This window comes from Williamwhitmania taraxaci (assembly GCF_900096565.1).
GTDB lineage: Bacteria > Bacteroidota > Bacteroidia > Bacteroidales > Williamwhitmaniaceae > Williamwhitmania > Williamwhitmania taraxaci.
The window spans coordinates 1-17,363 of the sequence record NZ_FMYP01000048.1; the positions used below are offsets into that span (position 1 = coordinate 1).

Consider the following 17,363-nt stretch of genomic DNA (forward strand, 5'->3'; position numbering starts at 1 on the left):
GTGCCGGCCAAGTGGATAATGCGGGGACGACAGCGCATCCTAAAGCTCTTTTCGGCCAAGAAATACCACCTGCTGCTGGAGTGAAGCGGCCACGCTGCTGTGCCCAATGGGAAAGGTATGCCCGCGCCTCAATAGCTAGTAATTGAATACCTGACACTTACGGTTCGTTACGGTTTTTATTGTTGCAGGCTTCCAAAAAAGGAAGTTGCAAACCATAGGGGGAGCGAAAAACGGAAGAAGTGACGCAAAGAAGGGCTATGTCGAACCAAAAAAATGGCAAAATATCCACCAAGCAAACCTAAATACGCTAAGATTTAAAACCTAGCAATCGACCTGCGGATTTAAGGTATTAGAGAAAGACAAGATTTTTGGAGGCGCACTCGACGGTGCCGGGGATGAAAAAAACGGCTTTGTTGTGCGAGGTGGAAGAATGCATGAAATGCACTACACCTGCTATTGGGATCTGCTGTCTTACATACCGTCCTATGACGATCCAGCGGTATCGATAAGGGATGAATCCTTCGATTTTAACAAGCGGTTTGTTTCCAATGGCCAAGCAAGGCTTTTAAAGGATGGTAAAAAACTCGATGTTTCCTCCTATGGACTTAATATAAAGCAGCAAGTGGCGTTTCTTAAGCTCACTTTTGCGTCTGAAAAATCGTTGGGGAATAAAAAAATAGAAGATTGGTTTGATCAAGCATTTTTCGCAACAAACTTTTGGAATATATGGTCAACAATGTTTGCATTCCAGAAATGGAGCAGTGTTGCTGAAATGAGAAGGTACATGAGGCGTTTTATTCACCTTGTAGAAGGACTTCCTCGCCTAGGCGGTGTTATGCGAACCAAATACGACCAGTACCACTCTGTGGTGATTCCTATGAAGAAATATCTAGAAGAAAGAGGTGTGCAATTTCAAATGGAAACAGAAGTTGTGGACATTGACTTTGACCTGTCATCAGATAAAAAAACAGCTACCGTTTTACATTTGAAGGATAAAAATGAAATAGTACTCGGAGTAAACGATTACGTATTTATTACAAATGGCTCAATTACTGAAAGTACCGATAACGGAACCTGGGATAAACCAGCTAAACTAAAAGGAATAGGAGAATCAGGTTCTTGGCAGTTGTGGAAAAACATTGCGGTTAAGAGTCCGGGGTTTGGAAAACCGGGACCTTTCTGCGACAATATTGACCTTCAAAAATGGTATTCGTTTACGGCAACCTTAAAGGACAACACTTTCCATGATTATATGGAAAACTTTTCGGGTAATGTTGATGGAACGGGGGGACTGGTGACCTTGACGGATTCCAACTGGCTGATGTCTTTTGTGATTGCTCGTCAACCACATTTCCCAAACCAGCCTGATGATGTTAAGATATTCTGGGGCTATGGGCTCTACCCCGATAGAAAAGGGAACTATGTTGATAAAACAATGGCCGAATGTACAGGGAAAGAGATGTTAGAAGAGTTGTGGTACCATCTGAAGATTCAGGATCTAATGAAACCAATAATGGATGCAGGAAAAGTAAACTGTATTCCCGTAGCGATGCCGTTTGTGGATAGCCTGTTTATGCCTAGAGAAATTGGAGACCGCCCTGATGTAATACCCCAAGGTGCAACAAATTTTGCCTTTCTAGGTCAATTTGCCGAAGCACCAAAAGATTGTGTTTTTACAGTCGAGTATTCTGTAAGAACGGCTCAAATTGCGGTGTATGGATTGTTTGAAACAGATAAAGAGGTAATGCCTGTTTACGATTCTATTCACAAGCCGGCATCGCTTATCAAAGCTGCCCGGTCCATCAGAGGATAATATCAGAGATACCAACAGGATGGGTCGGCCATGATGAACCTACCCAAATCCAATGCGGGAATAAATAAGGGCTGCAAAAACTTGCAGCCCTCTTTTTACAATACATCTTTAACCGGAGAGTTACTCCAACTCCCAGTCGAATCCATCCTTTTTATCTTTTACCACAATACCCAGCTTCAGCAACTCGTCGCGAATCTTGTCCGATTGGGCAAAGTCCTTATTCTTCTTGGCATCCATACGGAAGTTGAGAAGCAACTCCACCAGCCCCGAGAGCCGTTCGGTAGAGGCACCATCCTCAAGTTGTCCCTTCAAACCCAAGATCTTTAGCATCCATAGGTCGAAAATACTCTGAAGCCGAATAATGTCAGCCGCTATAAGTTTCTCCTTGCCATCCAGCAAGTTATTGATGTTTCGAACCCAATCGAAAAGGATAGAGATAGCAATAGGACTATTTAGGTCGTCGCTCATCGCTTCGAGGCAACGCGCATGCAAATCCTCCACGATCAAGGTCGATTGGTCGGAAGCCTTAATCTTCTTAATCGAATCAAATGCTTTTTGCAACCGCTGAAGCCCTTTCTCCGCAGCTTGTAACGCCTCATTTGAGAAGTCCAGCGTGCTGCGATAGTGTGCCTGAAGGGTAAAGAAACGAATAGTCATAGGACTGTAGGCCTTCTCTAGGATTGGGTGACTACCGAGAAAAAGTTCCTCGAGGGTAATAAAATTCCCCAGCGACTTGCCCATCTTTTGCCCATTAATGGTGAGCATATTGTTGTGCATCCAATAGTGCACAGCTTCCTTCCCTTGCGAGGCGGTGCTTTGAGCAATTTCGCACTCGTGGTGAGGGAACATCAGATCCATTCCACCTCCGTGAATATCAAAAGTCTCGCCGAGGTATTTGGTGCTCATTGCCGAGCACTCAAGATGCCATCCCGGAAAGCCAACACTCCAAGGCGATGGCCAGCGCATGATATGCTCGGGCGAGGCCTCCTTCCATAACGCAAAGTCGAAGGGATTTTTCTTGTCGGTCTGACCGTCGAGCGCGCGTGTGTTGGCCATCATGTCGTCCAGTACACGCCCCGAAAGTTTTCCGTAGTTGTATTTTGCATTATATGCTTCCACATCAAAGTAGACCGAACCGTTCTTTGTGTAAGCAAAACCATTATCATGGATGCGCTTAATCATCTCAATCTGTTCGATGATATGTCCACTGGCGTGGGGCTCTATGCTTGGCGAAAGCACATTAAGCTCGTCCATAAACTGATGGTAGCGATTGGTGTAGTACTGCACAACCTCCATGGGCTCCAGCTGTTCTAGCCTTGCCTTCTTCTCAATTTTATCCTCCCCCTGATCGGCATCATTCTCAAGGTGTCCAACATCGGTAATGTTGCGTACATATCGCACTTTATATCCTATCTCCGTCAAGAAACGAAAAAGCAAATCGAATGTAATGGCTGGACGGGCATGTCCCAAGTGCGGATCACCATATACGGTTGGTCCGCAAACATACAATCCTACGTGAGCCGGATTTATTGGCTTAAACTCCTCTTTCCTCCTGGTAAGGGTGTTGTAGATACTAAACTTTGTAAATTCCATGAGGTAATTATTTTTCACAAAGTTAGCTCGATTTCTTTAAATTTTGGATAGGTGCTGCGCTATTTAGCCGCTAAGGCATTTGAGTTTTTCAATACCCTGCATAAATAACTATACGAAAGGGATCGCATATTCTGTAAACCTAATAATCACAGCAAATCCACAGAACCTTAATGACTCTTTTCCATTTCTTTAAAAACATAATTACTTTATGAACTGATTCACTTTCTATCCGTATAGGCTCATGTGCTAATTCTCGGTATTTTTTCTGAAATTAGTTAGCTACCTTTGTTCCACTGCAGAACAAGCCATAATATGTTCAAAAGATTTTCAATTGCTTTCATCATAGACATATTTGCCTTAGTTATTTCCCTCGTTATCGCGATAGAAATAAAGATGGCTCCACTATTTTATTACCTTTCAACCTACTTTTTTCAACTCTTCTTCTTCTTTTTATGTTGGCAGTTAATTGCAATAATTACCGGTAAATTTAATATAGGAAGACATAAAACGGTATTTAATGCGCTAACCGTTGTGTTAATTTCAAACGCATTAGCCCTTTTGCTTTTTGTCGTCATTAAGAATCTTCTCCCACCCCTAAGTTTTTCACGGATAGTTTTGTTTACCCTTTCCGGACTGGCCACCCTCGCGGAGTTAATTCTGTTTGGACTTGCCGAAATTGTATACCATAAAGAGGAGATTCCTGGAGTGGACGTCGACGTACAGGAAGAGTTTATTTCCAAGTATCGATTCGACCATGCCGCCATCCTGGATCGACTCAATGTCAAAGAGTTGGCTAAGCATCATCGAACAACTAAGATTTCTCATGAAATAGAGGAAGAAGTGGGTACCGCGGCTTGCAATTTTATTTCTCAATATGTAGATATAAAGGAGGGCACCACTGCGATTGTGAGCACAACCACCCGCTTTAACGTAGAACACCTTCCTGAAAAAAAATACGCTGGAATAGTTAACCTGAAAAAGACTAATGATATTCGCTATATAAATAAGTTCTTTGAGTCAGTAAATGCCAAACTTTGCCACGACGGAATGTTTGTTGGGTGTGTAGAGACAATGGAACTGCGGAAAATGAGGATACTAAAGAAATTTGTGTGGGGAGTTTCTCACGTTTACTTCTTTTTCGACTTCATTCTGAAGCGACTCTTTCCAAAATTCCCCATCACCAAGCAACTATACTTTTTTTTAACAAGGGGCCAAAACAGAGTGTTATCAAAGGCGGAAACCCTTGGTCGGTTGTACTCTTGCGGTTTTTATGTTATTAGCGAAGGCGAGATGGATGGATACTACTGGTTTGCTGTTGCCAAAAACAGTAAACCAGCCTTTGATTCGAATCCCACATACGGACCACTCATTCGTTTGAAGCGCATTGGAAAAGGGGGTAAAATTATTAAGGTATACAAGATGCGCACCATGCACCCATATGCCGAATACCTTCAAGAGTATATCTACGAAACCAACAAGCTCGACGAAGGTGGTAAATTTAAGAACGATTTCAGAGTTAGCGCACTTGGCAAGTTTATGAGGAAATACTGGATTGATGAGCTACCGATGATTATCAATTTACTTCGCGGCGATCTAAAGATAGTAGGTATACGACCTCTATCAAAGCATTATTATAGCCTATATACCAAGGAACTTCAGGAGAACAGAATTAAAACAAAACCGGGACTAGTACCCCCGTTTTACGCTGATTTGCCAAACTCGCTGGAAGAGATTATGGATTCGGAGAGCAGGTACCTCGCGGCTTATAACATAGCACCTTTTAAAACGGACGTTCGTTACTTCATTAAGGCATTTAAAAATATTGTATTCAAACGAGCACTGAGCAAATAATGGGGTTAATCATTGTGAAAAAAGCAATTCTCGCTACGGCAATTCTTGCAGCCATCTCGTTGTCGAATGGTGTAGCACAAGAGGTTCCTGTTTACCTCGGCAACAAAGAGGTTTATCTTTTTATAGAGGAACTTGCCTCCGTGGGAATGGTGGATGTTAATAGCGCAGTAAAGCCTTGGTCGCGCAAACAAATTGCTACCTTTCTTGTAACCGCCCAAGAGCAACGAAATGACCTTACCACCCGTCAGCAAAAGATGCTCGATCTCTACCTTAAAGATTTCGGGAAAGAACTCCATTCCGACAAAAACTTCGACCGACGCTTTGATGCATTCTACTACAAGGATACCCTATTTGCAATCACCATTAACCCTGTGATGGGCGCACAATTTTTCCGCAACAGTAACGGAAATATATATCACCGCTGGGTAGGTGCCGAAACCTATGGATATATTGGTAACGGATGGGGGTTTTATAGTAGCCTGCGCGATAACCACGAAAGCGAGCGCATTTCGGAAGATAGCTACCTGACTCAGCGCATGGGGGCCAACTATAAAGCTACCGGAAAGGGTGGCGATTACAGCGAGATGCGTGGTGGCATTACCTACTCGTGGAAGTGGGGCTCTGTGATGGTAGGAAAAGATCACTACTCACTAGGAACAGCCTATAATGGAACCAACATTCTATCGGGAAGAACACCTTCCTTCCCAATTCTAAAGCTTCGGATTAAACCAGTAAAGTGGGCCGAGCTCAACTATATGCACGGCTGGTTAGTTTCAGAGATAATCGATTCAACAAAAACAACGGTTTATCCAGGAGGAAAGAGGGAGGTATTCCACCCCAAGTATATTTCCGCAAATATGATTACTATTACCCCTTTCAAGAGGCTTAGTTTTTCTTTTGGTAATTCGATTATTTACAGCGACCAGGCACCTAGCCCGGCATATCTTGCGCCCCTATTCTTCTATAAATCGGTGGACCACACCCTCAATGGAACAAAATCCAATGACATTGGGCAGAACTCACAAATGTTCATGGATATCTCTTCGCATCAAATAAAACACCTTCATCTCTATGCAACCCTTTTCATTGATGAGATTTCGCTAGAGCGGATGCGCGACCCAAACCGCCAGAGCAACTATATCTCCTTTAAATCAGGAGGCAGATTATCCGGTTGGCCCATTAAAAATGTTACCATTACTGCTGAATACATGCGCACCAACCCTCAAGTATTTAAGCACTACGAACCCACAACCACCTTCGAAAGCAACAAATACAACCTCGGCAACTACCTTACCGATAATGCCGACGAAATATTTACATCTGTCGAAATCAGACCATACCGGGGACTTAAACTTTGGGGTAGTTATACCAAGAGTAGAAAAGGTCCCGACACCTCCGATGATGCCGATAGGATAGGCATTCCATTTATGAAAACAGTGGTTTGGAAAAAGGAAGAGATAACCCTTGGCGCAATGTATCAGGTTTATGTCGACTCCTATATCTTTGTTGAATTGTGCAAATCATCCATCACAGACATCTCCGGAATTTATACCCCAACCTATTTTAAGGGCGATCAGAACACAATCTCCTTTGGAATGAATTATGGATTTTAAATGTCGTGGATCTGGCTCAAGCGTTTATTAGACTATACATTAGGACTCCTTTTGGTCCTCCTTTTTTTACCGTTAATATTAGCCATTTGGCTGATATTAAAGCTACTTTTTCGATGTAATCCAATATACAAGCAGGAGCGAATAGGCCAGAACGGGAAGCACTTTAACATCATAAAATTTCGCACCATCGATCCGCATACCCAATTGCCAACCCATAGGCTTTCGCCATTCCTACGAAAAACCAACCTCGATGAACTCCCTCAACTCTTTCAGGTTTTGGCAGGAAAACTCTCGTTAGTTGGACCTCGGCCGCACTTAGCTGAGCACGTGGCCATGTATGAGGAATGGCAGAAGGAGCGACTTATGGCTAAGCCAGGGATTACCGGGCTTCGGCAAATATCCACCACCAAAAAATTGCGATTTAACGAGCATCTTGAGTTGGACGTGGAGTATATAAAAAGATGGAGCCTAGTTCTCGACCTCGTAATTATTGTAAAGACGGCAGGACTCCAACTTAAAAAGTTCTGGATTGCTTTAGAGAACAAATCCTAGAATTACAACTTCTTCCAAAGGATCTTTTTCCCGTTTCCCAGCTTAATATCGGTCATTTTTACAAAGGTAAGATCGATAAGCCAAAGAGTCGATGTGCTAATAACCGCAGTGGGGAACTTTGTAAGGTAGGCTTTTCGAGCCTTTTGAAATAATTCCCCTGTGGGCTCAATCAGAATACCCTGATATTGAACCCCCCTTACCTGATCGTAACTTCTAGCCTCGTTGTGTATGGTTCCTGCCACAAAAATATTGTGAGAGGCATCGCGAATGTGCCGAGTATCTTTATCGGAGAGTACTACAAAACTGTTTTCTTCGTCCAAAAAGGAGAAAAAGCAAGAAGTACAGTAAGGCTCCTCTTCAAAGGAGGTGGCCAGGGTTAATACGTAATGCTCATGGATAAATTCAACTACCCTAGGATCGAGAACGGCCATTGGTTTGTTTCGTTTCTAAAACTATTTAACCGAAAACCCTAGCTCTTTCCAAGCGAGGGCTGCAGCTCCAAGCACTGCTGCATTGGAACCATGAATTCCTGATGGTAAAACTTTTACCTTATTTCTAAATATTGGCAATAGGTTCAACTCCATATGATGCTTTACGGGTGCAAGAATAAGTTCCCCTGCCTTAGCAAGACCACCAAAGAGGATTATAGCTTCAGGGCTAAAGATGTGAACAACATCGGCCAGCTTACTACCCAAAATTTGTCCTGTATACTCAAACGCCTGAATAGCAACTTCATCACCGGCCTCAGCAGCCTTTGAAATCATATCAGCCGAAAGCAAGTCGAAACTAACAGATCGCAACGAGCTGGGTTTTAAACTATCCGCCAACTGCTTGTATACTGTGCGCTTAATGCCCGTAGCCGAAGCATACGTTTCCAGGCATCCATGCCTACCGCAACCACATTCCCGGCCATCGTGGCTAACAATAACATGCCCAAACTCGCCGGCAAACCCATCGTGACCGTATATAAGGTTTCCATTAACGACAAACCCACTTCCAAGGCCAGTGCCTAAGGTTATCACCAAAAAGTCACGCATTCCCTTAGCCGCTCCATACATCATTTCGCCGATTGCTGCTGCTTTGGCATCGTTAGTAACCCAAACCGGTAGATCGAACTGGGCTTTGAACTCCTTTGCAACCTCAACCTTTCCCTTCCATGGAAGGTTAGGTGCAAGATCCAGCGATCCAGTATAAAAATTTCCATTGGGAGCACCCACTCCTATCCCTAGAATTTGGTGGGAAAAATCGAGAGTTCCTATGTGCTTGTCAATAGCGAAGCGCAACTCTGCAACAAACTCGGTGAACGATTTGAAATCCTGGGTCCGTATTCTACCCTCAAAGTAGCACTTACCCTCGAGATCCACCGCCCCAAATACCGTATTAGTTCCTCCTATGTCAATTCCTAAAGTAATTTCCTTCATAGCTAATCGTTTACTACAAACGTGCGAAAATACCGATAAACCTTGAGTTTGAAAAAAAACTGGGAAAGTAATTATCCAAAATCAACTAATAAAAACTTCTGAGACTTATCGGTTGCCTAGGCTATGGTGTAATACACACCTATATTCACACTTTTTTAATCGTAACTATATGTATCTACTATTATTTCGAACTCAAATTAGCATTTAATTTTTCTACAATGCTATTCCTTGGTAAAAATTATAGCCGAAAAGATAGTTCGCAATCGGTTGGACTCAGTTTATTCTATCCGTTTCTCAGGCATATAGCATAAGTCAATTTAAGGCAAAAATGATTTAGGTGCACTCAAACTGCAATTATATATTGAATTATCGGGTAGACTAAAGGGCTTTTTGCCATAAACAGCAGATATCCCTATTCCAAAAAGAATATTGACAATAGGATGAAGTTGACAATAACCTTACCTTTATTTTTTAAAAAGAACACCCTCTTGCGCTATTTGAATATGGAAAAGCAGCATCAAACTAACGGAAGAAAAAGACTTTTTCGTGCAGCACAAGTGGCTGTTTGGCTTCTCTTTGGCCTGACTATTCCTGTAGCAGGATTTTCGCAACCCGACTCCGTGAACACCAAAATGAAGTTTGATTTTGGGATTACCCGCGACCGAAACATAAACCTTTGGCCGATATTTAAGCGCACAAAGAGTGATATTGAGTCGGATAGACAGGTGATTTTTCCCATATACCAAAGTCACCAAAACTTTAAGCGGGGAGAGAAAAGCCTCCGCATACTACCCGTTTACTGGAGCGATAGCAGCGCAAAAGAGGAAACCAAACGGTTTATATCTGTTTACTATCCATCGCTAATTCACAAATCGAACAATAAGCGAAAGCAGATAAAAACCTTTACTCTGCTGGAGATTGCACCCCGAGTTAACGTGCTGGAATTCGCAAAGTCCAAGGATGGGCTGGTAATTCAGAACAACCTACTCTTCTTTGTGTGGTATAAAAACAACATGATTACCAAGCACTTATACCTCATTGGATTTCCAGCATACTGGCAATACAGTAATCCAACAAAAGAATCCACAACTCTTTTGCCACTGTTTTCTTACGGAAAATATGCCAACAAGCAAAAGCAATACTTTGCCGCTACGCCGCTATTTTGGCATTTTAGCTCGCTCAACCAAAGTAGCAACCTACTTTTTCCCATTTGGTGGAACCGAACCGTTCGCGTTGGCGATAATCTAGAAAAGCAGCGGCTGCTATTCCCTATTTACTTTTCATCCAAAGACCAATCAACATCAAACCATATTATTTTCCCACTGGTATGGAGCTTAAATAATTCTCGATACAAGTCACTTACCATTGCACCGCTAATATCTACTGGTTGCAGCGCCAATGGTGTGCGTCGACACCTAATGCTTAGTCCGCTGTTCTGGCAATTCAAGAGCGATGTGAGCGAAAGCACCACCCTCTTCCCCTTTGTTTGGAGCCACAAGTGGAAAAGCCGCACCGAAGAAAGCTCGTCGCTGGTGCTGTTTCCCTTATACTGGAGCGAGGCCAATAGCGAAAGCCAATACCAAATAGTACTTCCGTTTATATATAACTTCAACAGTAAAAATTACCACACATTTACGTTTGCACCGTTTTTCTCAGTTGGTAAAACTCCCAACGGTGCATCAAGCCACGCAATAGTAACGCCGCTATTCTGGCACTTCAAATCGCCAGGGCGAAGTTCAAACACGCTGCTACCCATATGGTGGCACCGCAAGGTTGGAGAAGGCGAAGAGGCAAAAACAACTAGCGTAGTTTTTCCGCTTTACTGGGCATGGCAACGACAGACATACGGTGGAAACATCTTATTCCCGCTGGTGTGGCGCTTCAACAACCCCGATTACCGCACGTTTACCTTTGCACCATTTTACTCGAAAGGCAAATCATCCGATGGAAAGCGCTCATACTTGGCCGCAACGCCATTCTACTGGCGCTTTACCACCGAGCAAGGCGAGGGTCAGCTGCTGTTTCCGCTTTGGTATCAAAAAGATAAAGCCACAGCCTCTGGCGATAGTAGCACTAGCCGCGTAGCATTTCTTTACTGGAACTACCGCGATGCTGGACGAAACCACTACGGTGTTTTTCCACTACTATGGAGGTTTCAGAACCAAACTCGACAATCGTTCTCCATTTTTCCGCTGTATACTCACTCGCAAACAACAGATGGGCTTAAAAGCTACACTGCTGTAACACCTCTTTTCTGGCATTTTGCCAAGCCACAGCGCAGCAGCAGTATTCTTTTTCCTATATGGTGGAGCCGCAACAGTGGCCAAGGAGGCAACGCCAGCTATACCCGATTGCTTATTCCACTTTACTATGGAAAGAAGGATAGCCTACGGAACAATCACGTAGCGTTTCCGATAGTTTGGAGCTTCCGAAATCCAAATTACCGTTCGCTTACAGTTTTGCCGCTGTTCTCGAAGGGCAACGATACTAATGGCGATTATAAGCACTTGGTGGTTACGCCCCTTTTCTGGTATTTTCAGAAGCCAAACGGATTCACCACCACGCTATTTCCACTGGTGTGGCACAGCGAAAATGGAAACAAAACCACCAACACTATTTTCCCTGTTTACTGGTCATTGAACGACGGCTGGCGCAACCATCGCGTGGTGTTCCCGTTTGTATGGAACTTCACAACTCCAGAGTATCGCTCACTCACCATGGCTCCGATTTTCTCCGTAGGAAAAAACAACGACACCCAAAGTAGCTACTATGCCATCAGTCCGCTTTATTGGCACTTCAAAAATCTCAAGGGGCACAATACCACACTATTTCCCGTTTGGTGGAGTGGCAGCAGTGGCGACAGCCTGCACACGAAAAAATACGACGTGCTGTTCCCCTTGGTTTGGTCGTTCCGGAAACCCAACCACACTACCAACATAGTTTTCCCGTTAATTTGGAGTTTCAATAATCCAAGAAATAGATCGTTTACCTTGGCACCACTTTACTCGCAGGGGACACGCCGAAATGGCAACCGCCACCTTATGGTTACACCTCTATTCTGGAACATCAACACCAAGGCTACACACCGCCAAATGCTATTTCCTCTCTACTCCTCCTACAGCGATACCGCCAAAACAAAAAGATTCGATATTCTTTTGGTTGCAATCAGGCACCAAAGCACACCAACATCTAGTGATTTAAGCATTTTATGGCCAATTATTGAGCACGACAAAGCACCAAACTACCGCTACTTCCGAATTGCACCCATTGTTTGGAGCAAGAAGAGCGCAGCCTCCAGCTACTTTACCATTCAGCCTTTTTACTACCACAGTATCGATACCACCCGCGAAACTTACCGCATTCTATGGGAACTCTACACCTTTAAAAACCAAATGGGCGTGAAAAAATCGAATGGTGTGCTATGGAAAGTGGTTACATGGGACCGCTACCCCAACGGCGACCGCAGCTTCCGGTTTATGCACCTGCTCTACTCCAACGTGAAGCTACAGGGCAAGGAGGAGAAGAGCCTATTCCCGCTCTACTACTTTACCAAGGAAGACAACGGCAACCGCTCGCGTTCAGTGGCGTTCTACTTCTACAACTCGTTTAAGCGATTAATTCCAAGCACCAACGATTACTACCAAGAAGAGCGCATATTTTGGTTTATCCGCCTACGCTCCAACTACCAAATGCTGAAGGATAAGGGCGTGTTGAATAATAGGAGGCTATAGTTTAATCTCTTTAAGCAATTCGCTGCCCCTCGGGGCAGCGCACTTCATTACTGAATTCGTTGATTCTTTGATACTCTACCCGCTTGCGATAGGTGCTTCATTAAACTATAACTTTAGCAATAGATAGTTGTGGTGTTTCACTTACTGCCCAAATTCCATACCTTAGCCTTTCAAAAAACAAACCTATAATGATATTAGAAATTGCTATAGCCGTGCTGGTTGCTGCCGTTCTTGCGGTGCAGTTGCTTATACTTAGCCGGCAGAAGAGTCCCACAGATACTGCACAGCTGGATGCCATACTCTATGAGCAAACCCGCTTTGAACAAATATTGCGCGAAGAGTTTGCCCGCAGCCGAGAGGAACAGCAGCGCACCTCTCGTGAGACGCGTGAGGAACAGAGCCTTGCCCTGCGTAACTTCGAGAAAAAAACAGAGGAGAGTTTCACCGCCTTCCGCGAGCAGCTGCGCCTAATGGGTAACGATACCCGTGAAGGACTCACCACCAGCCTTAAGTCGTTTGAGGAGCGCTTTGCCCAGAGCGTGAAAGAGTTTAACGAGCTGCAACGCCAAAAGTTTAATGAGCTGGTTGGGAAGCAAACCGAGCTAAACACCACGACAGAACTTCGTCTGGAGAAAGTGCGCGAAACAGTGGAAGTTCGCCTCAAGGTAATGCAGGACGAGAACGCCAAAAAACTGGAGGAGATGCGCGCCACCGTAGACGAGAAGCTGCAAACCACGCTCGAAAAGCGATTGGGTGAATCGTTTAAGCAGGTGAGCGATAGGTTGGAACAAGTGCACAAAGGCCTTGGCGAAATGCAGACACTTGCCACCGGTGTAGGCGATCTTAAGCGGGTGCTCTCAAACGTAAAGACGCGCGGCATTCTTGGCGAAATTCAGCTGGGCAACATTCTGGAACAGATAATGGCTCCCGAGCAGTTCGACCGAAACGTAGCCACCAAAAATGGCAGCCGCGATGTGGTGGAATTTGCCGTAAAACTACCTGGAAAGGACGTTGGAGGCAAGGAGGTATACATGCCAATCGACTCCAAGTTTCCGCTCGATGTGTACAACCAGCTACAAAACGCCTACGATAGCGGATCGGCCGAGGCCGTTGCCACAGCCATAAAGGAGCTGGAGCGCTCCATCAAGAATAACGCAAAAGATATTCGCGACAAATACCTCGATCCGCCTTACACCACCGACTTTGCCGTGATGTTCCTTCCCATCGAAGGGCTATACGCCGAGGTTATCCGCAACACTTCGCTAATGGAGGTGCTGCAACGTGAATACCGCGTGGTAATTACCGGCCCCACAACCTTAGCGGCTATCCTCAACAGCTTGCAGATGGGGTTCAGAACTCTTGCCATTGAAAAGCGCAGCAGCGAGGTGTGGCAAATTCTAGGTGCAGTTAAAACTGAATTCTCTCGCTTTGGCGATGTGCTTAAAAAGGCGCAGGAGAAAATAACTAAGGCAAACGAAGATATCGACCAGCTGGTGGGCACCCGAACTCGCGCCATAGAACGCAAGCTTAGAAATGTACAGGAACTACCAATAACACAAGCCAGCGCAATACTACCCGGCGTAGTTGACGAAGATGAAATAGAGGGATAGACATTTAAAATAGCATCCAATCAGCAAGAGGTCATTCCCACAAAGGTTGACCTCTTTCTATTTCTGATAGTATGTAGCAATTCTTCTCCGAATCTTGACAAACCGAAACAGTCCATAACCCAATACCAGCGGGCTTAATGTCAGTAGAACGATTCCTAGAGATGTAATATCCTCAAAAATTGACATTTTGAGTATAACAACACCGGAGCTTAAAAACACAACTGCCGAACGGAAATATGCCAAGAATGTGCGCTCGTTGGCCAAGTTAGTTCTATCAAGAGCAAGTTTATCGTTTAGAGTTAAGATGGGTTTTTCTGTTTCCATTATTTCAAGTTGTTATCCAAAAGCAAAGTAAGCACAATAATTATTTTGAGATATCAATAATTTAATAAACTCAATTTCTTTCTACCTTTGCTTCATGGAAAAGAAAATCACCAGCCTTCAGAATCCCGAAGTAAAGCGGGTGGTTGCACTTACCGAAAAAACTCGTGACCGTAAGGAGCAAAATTGCTTTGTGATAGAAGGCACGCGCGAAATAAGCTTGGCACAGCAAAGCAGATACGTTTTTGAAAAGATATTTGTTTGCCCTGAAATATATAAACCTGAAACAGATTACCCTGTAAACCTTAATGGCTGTGAGCAAATTGAGGTTACTGTGGATGTGTTCAACAAAATGGCATACCGCGCTAATGATGGCGGCTTGATTGCCGTTGTTGAACAAAAGATGCTTAGCATAACCGAACTATCGCTCAAGGATAACCCACTGATTCTTGTGTTGGAATCGCTAGAAAAACCCGGAAACCTAGGTGCTATTCTTCGAACTTGCGATGCAGCCCAAGTAGACGCTGTGCTAATTTGTGACGCAAAGACCGATATCTACAACCCAAATGCCATCCGCTCGGGTGTTGGTTGCTTGTTTACCAACCAAATAGCGGTATGCACATCGGATGAGGCCATAGCATGGCTAACACAAAATAGTTTTTCCATATTCACCACCGACCTTGCTGCTACACACTACTACCACCAAGTTGACTACACCACTGCCTCGGCCATTGTAATGGGCTCGGAGGCTTGGGGTGTTTCCGAAAAGTGGAAAACAGCAGCTACTGCCAAAATTAAAATTCCAATGGGTGGGAAAATCGACTCCATGAACGTTTCCAACTCTGCCGCCATTCTTATTTATGAGGCTATGAGGCAACGCGATTTCAGATAGCGTATTTTATTAAATAGAAAAGCCGCCCACGAATGAGCGGCTTTTTTATACTATCTTACTACATATTATGCCTTAGCATGCTTCACAGACCACCACATGGTTAAAAGACCACCAACAATAAATGGAATACTAAGCAGCTGGCCCATATTCAAATACATGGTTGATTCAAAGTCTACCTGCACGTTTTTAACAAATTCAACAAGAAAACGTGATGTAAACAAGAGGGTAACCATTAATCCAATAAAGTAGCCGGGAACATTGATTTTGCGTCCTGTGTTATACATCCACCAGAGCAACCCAAAAATGGCAAGGTAGCAAATGGCTTCATAAAGTTGGGTGGGGTGCATTGGAACCGTTCCGCCATCTCGAACAAAAATAAAGCCCCAAGGCATTTCGGTTACGCCACCGTAAATTTCTGAATTCATGAGGTTTCCAAGACGAATAAAGGCTCCGCTGAGCGGAACCACAATGGCAATGCGATCGAGCACCCATAAGTATGAGCGCTTGTGCTTCCGCGAAAACATGTAAAGTGCAATAAGAATACCAATGGATGCACCATGACTGGCCAATCCGCCATGCCATACTTTTAATATCTCCAAGGGATGGGAGAAATAGTAAGCTGGTTCATAAAAAAGGATATGCCCCAGTCGTGCCCCCACAACCACGCCAATGATCATGTAAAAAGTAAGAGAGTCTAGCACCTCTAGCGATATTTTTTCCTGTTTAAAAATTCGCAGGAAGATGAGATATGCTGCATAAAATGCAAATGCGAATAAAAGTCCATAATAGCGAATAGCCAAGGGACCTATTTCAAAAATTACGGGATTTACATCCCAGTTGATGAATCCAAGCATTGGTAGTCTTTTTTGTTAAACAACTCTCTTTAAGGTAAAACCAAAGGTTGTACCCTCGTTTACCGAACTTCTTACATTTATGCTCTGCTCGTGTGCCTCAATAATATGCTTTACTATTGCCAATCCCAAGCCTGTGCCTCCTTGGTCGCGCGAACGACTTTTGTCCACCCGGTAAAACCGTTCGAAAACACGGGGAATTTCCTTGGTTGGTATTCCCATTCCATTGTCGCTAACCTCAACCAAAACACGATCCATTAAATCGATGAAAGTGATGGTGGTTTTCCCGCTCTCCTTTCCATAATTTATGGAATTCACCACCAAGTTAGTAATTACTTGGTAGATTTTTTGCTTATCCGCTTTAACCCAAATGGGTTTGTCGTAACTCGTGTCAAATCGTAACTTGATCTTTTTGTCCCGTGCTCGTATCTCTTGCGCCTCAAATACCTCTTCAACCAAAAATACTAGATTAAACCGTTCCTTGGCAAGCTTAAGCACCCCAGCCTCTAACATCGAAATTTCTTCTAAATCTTCAACAATGGAGATAAGGCGGTTTATGCTCTTCTCGGTTCGCTCAAGATACTTTCGGTTAATCTTTGGATCTTCGAGTGCACCATCGAGCAGCGTAAGCACGTACCCTTGAATGTTAAAGATAGGGGTTTTGAGCTCATGCGATACGTTTCCTAGAAATTCCTTTCGGTATTTCTCCAAATCTTTCAGATGCGAAATCTCTAACGTCTTTCCCTTAACCCAAGTATCTACTTCACGACTCACCACCTCTACAATATTTCCGTATTCGATATTTTCCTTAATCTTTTCGTCCGAAACATTTAAGCTGTGAATGGTACGATAAATCGGTTTGATCTTTTCGAAAATAAAGCGACTAAGGAAGAAGAGACAAAAGATATAGGTAAGAAGAAACAATGCTAGGCAGGAAAGGATTACCGTCAGATAAAAGTTTTTCCTGTCGAAATCAAACGTAACGACCAATATCAAGCCGGTTACAATTGACGTAAACAGAGCAATAAGGGTTGCTATTTCCTTCGGAGTAGTACTTTTCATCTTTATTTGATAGCTTAATCGGTTGTAGAAATGGCGTTGTATTAACACTTCAT

Annotated in this window: 12 protein-coding genes and 1 pseudogene; 7 read left to right on the plus strand and 6 right to left on the minus strand. The window is 43.8% G+C overall.

Going from position 1 to position 17,363, the window contains the following annotated elements; genetic code table 11:
* Positions 1 to 355: 355 nt before the first annotated feature.
* Positions 356 to 1,813, plus strand: a pseudogene (locus BLS65_RS12160) (oleate hydratase); the annotation flags it as partial.
* Positions 1,814 to 1,933: 120 nt separating this feature from the next.
* Here the strand turns inward: BLS65_RS12160 and cysS are convergent.
* Complete coding sequence (gene cysS / locus BLS65_RS12165) at positions 1,934 to 3,406, minus strand: cysteine--tRNA ligase (RefSeq protein ID WP_092439383.1); 1,473 nt, start codon at positions 3,404 to 3,406, stop codon at positions 1,934 to 1,936.
* A 393-nt stretch (positions 3,407 to 3,799) separates the two neighbouring features.
* Here cysS and BLS65_RS12170 point away from each other — a divergent pair, with 393 nt between their 5' ends.
* The 3 genes from BLS65_RS12170 to BLS65_RS12180 are packed head-to-tail and all read left to right on the plus strand — an operon-like array spanning position 3,800 to position 7,422.
* Positions 3,800 to 5,257, plus strand: coding sequence for a sugar transferase (locus tag BLS65_RS12170; protein ID WP_170830109.1), 1,458 nt, complete (start codon positions 3,800 to 3,802; stop codon positions 5,255 to 5,257).
* Positions 5,257 to 6,870, plus strand: coding sequence for a hypothetical protein (locus tag BLS65_RS12175; protein WP_092439388.1), 1,614 nt, complete (start codon positions 5,257 to 5,259; stop codon positions 6,868 to 6,870). Before BLS65_RS12170 ends, BLS65_RS12175 begins: the two co-directional genes overlap by 1 nt.
* On the plus strand, positions 6,871 to 7,422 hold the full coding sequence (locus BLS65_RS12180; protein ID WP_092439390.1) for a sugar transferase: 552 nt from the start codon (positions 6,871 to 6,873) through the stop codon (positions 7,420 to 7,422).
* A gap of 2 nt (positions 7,423 to 7,424) precedes the next feature.
* Here BLS65_RS12180 and BLS65_RS12185 read toward each other — a convergent pair whose 3' ends face one another.
* Both BLS65_RS12185 and BLS65_RS12190 read right to left on the minus strand, forming a co-directional pair.
* The gene (locus BLS65_RS12185; protein WP_092439393.1) at positions 7,425 to 7,853 is read right to left on the minus strand and encodes a pyridoxamine 5'-phosphate oxidase family protein; all 429 of its coding nucleotides are present in this window, start codon (positions 7,851 to 7,853) and stop codon (positions 7,425 to 7,427) included.
* A 21-nt stretch (positions 7,854 to 7,874) separates the two neighbouring features.
* Positions 7,875 to 8,843 carry an ROK family protein gene (locus tag BLS65_RS12190; RefSeq protein ID WP_092439395.1) on the minus strand — a complete coding sequence of 323 codons (969 nt, stop codon included), beginning with the start codon at positions 8,841 to 8,843 and terminating at the stop codon, positions 7,875 to 7,877.
* 488 nt (positions 8,844 to 9,331) lie between these two features.
* On the opposite strand from BLS65_RS12190, the gene BLS65_RS12195 reads away from it, so the two are divergent.
* Positions 9,332 to 12,574 carry a hypothetical protein gene (locus BLS65_RS12195; RefSeq protein WP_139180964.1) on the plus strand — a complete coding sequence of 1,081 codons (3,243 nt, stop codon included), beginning with the start codon at positions 9,332 to 9,334 and terminating at the stop codon, positions 12,572 to 12,574.
* Positions 12,575 to 12,762: 188 nt separating this feature from the next.
* Positions 12,763 to 14,184, plus strand: coding sequence for a DNA recombination protein RmuC (locus BLS65_RS12200; protein ID WP_092439399.1), 1,422 nt, complete (start codon positions 12,763 to 12,765; stop codon positions 14,182 to 14,184).
* 57 nt (positions 14,185 to 14,241) lie between these two features.
* Here the strand turns inward: BLS65_RS12200 and BLS65_RS12205 are convergent, their stop codons facing one another.
* Positions 14,242 to 14,508 (minus strand): DUF202 domain-containing protein, encoded by a 267-nt coding sequence (locus BLS65_RS12205; protein ID WP_092439401.1) that lies wholly within the window; start codon positions 14,506 to 14,508, stop codon positions 14,242 to 14,244.
* A 94-nt stretch (positions 14,509 to 14,602) separates the two neighbouring features.
* Between BLS65_RS12205 and BLS65_RS12210 the strand changes: the two genes are divergently transcribed.
* On the plus strand, positions 14,603 to 15,397 hold the full coding sequence (locus BLS65_RS12210) for a TrmH family RNA methyltransferase (RefSeq protein ID WP_092439403.1): 795 nt from the start codon (positions 14,603 to 14,605) through the stop codon (positions 15,395 to 15,397).
* Between the two features lie 65 nt (positions 15,398 to 15,462).
* On the opposite strand, the gene lgt is transcribed toward BLS65_RS12210, so the two are convergent.
* Positions 15,463 to 16,251: a prolipoprotein diacylglyceryl transferase gene (lgt, locus tag BLS65_RS12215; RefSeq protein ID WP_092439405.1), complete on the minus strand. Its 789-nt coding sequence runs from the start codon at positions 16,249 to 16,251 to the stop codon at positions 15,463 to 15,465.
* Between the two features lie 15 nt (positions 16,252 to 16,266).
* On the minus strand, positions 16,267 to 17,310 hold the full coding sequence (locus tag BLS65_RS12220) for a sensor histidine kinase (RefSeq protein ID WP_092439407.1): 1,044 nt from the start codon (positions 17,308 to 17,310) through the stop codon (positions 16,267 to 16,269).
* Positions 17,311 to 17,363: the final 53 nt, after the last annotated feature.

Bases quoted from the DNA above. Each gene is read 5' to 3' on its own strand.
- cysS (WP_092439383.1), bottom strand. From the start codon at position 3,406: ATGGAATTTACAAAGTTTAGTATCTACAACACCCTTACCAGGAGGAAA.
- BLS65_RS12170 (WP_170830109.1), top strand. From the start codon at position 3,800: ATGGCTCCACTATTTTATTACCTTTCAACCTACTTTTTTCAACTCTTC.
- BLS65_RS12175 (WP_092439388.1), top strand. From the start codon at position 5,257: ATGGGGTTAATCATTGTGAAAAAAGCAATTCTCGCTACGGCAATTCTT.
- BLS65_RS12180 (WP_092439390.1), top strand. From the start codon at position 6,871: ATGTCGTGGATCTGGCTCAAGCGTTTATTAGACTATACATTAGGACTC.
- BLS65_RS12185 (WP_092439393.1), bottom strand. From the start codon at position 7,853: ATGGCCGTTCTCGATCCTAGGGTAGTTGAATTTATCCATGAGCATTAC.
- BLS65_RS12190 (WP_092439395.1), bottom strand. From the start codon at position 8,843: ATGAAGGAAATTACTTTAGGAATTGACATAGGAGGAACTAATACGGTA.
- BLS65_RS12200 (WP_092439399.1), top strand. From the start codon at position 12,763: ATGATATTAGAAATTGCTATAGCCGTGCTGGTTGCTGCCGTTCTTGCG.
- BLS65_RS12205 (WP_092439401.1), bottom strand. From the start codon at position 14,508: ATGGAAACAGAAAAACCCATCTTAACTCTAAACGATAAACTTGCTCTT.
- BLS65_RS12210 (WP_092439403.1), top strand. From the start codon at position 14,603: ATGGAAAAGAAAATCACCAGCCTTCAGAATCCCGAAGTAAAGCGGGTG.
- lgt (WP_092439405.1), bottom strand. From the start codon at position 16,251: ATGCTTGGATTCATCAACTGGGATGTAAATCCCGTAATTTTTGAAATA.
- BLS65_RS12220 (WP_092439407.1), bottom strand. From the start codon at position 17,310: ATGAAAAGTACTACTCCGAAGGAAATAGCAACCCTTATTGCTCTGTTT.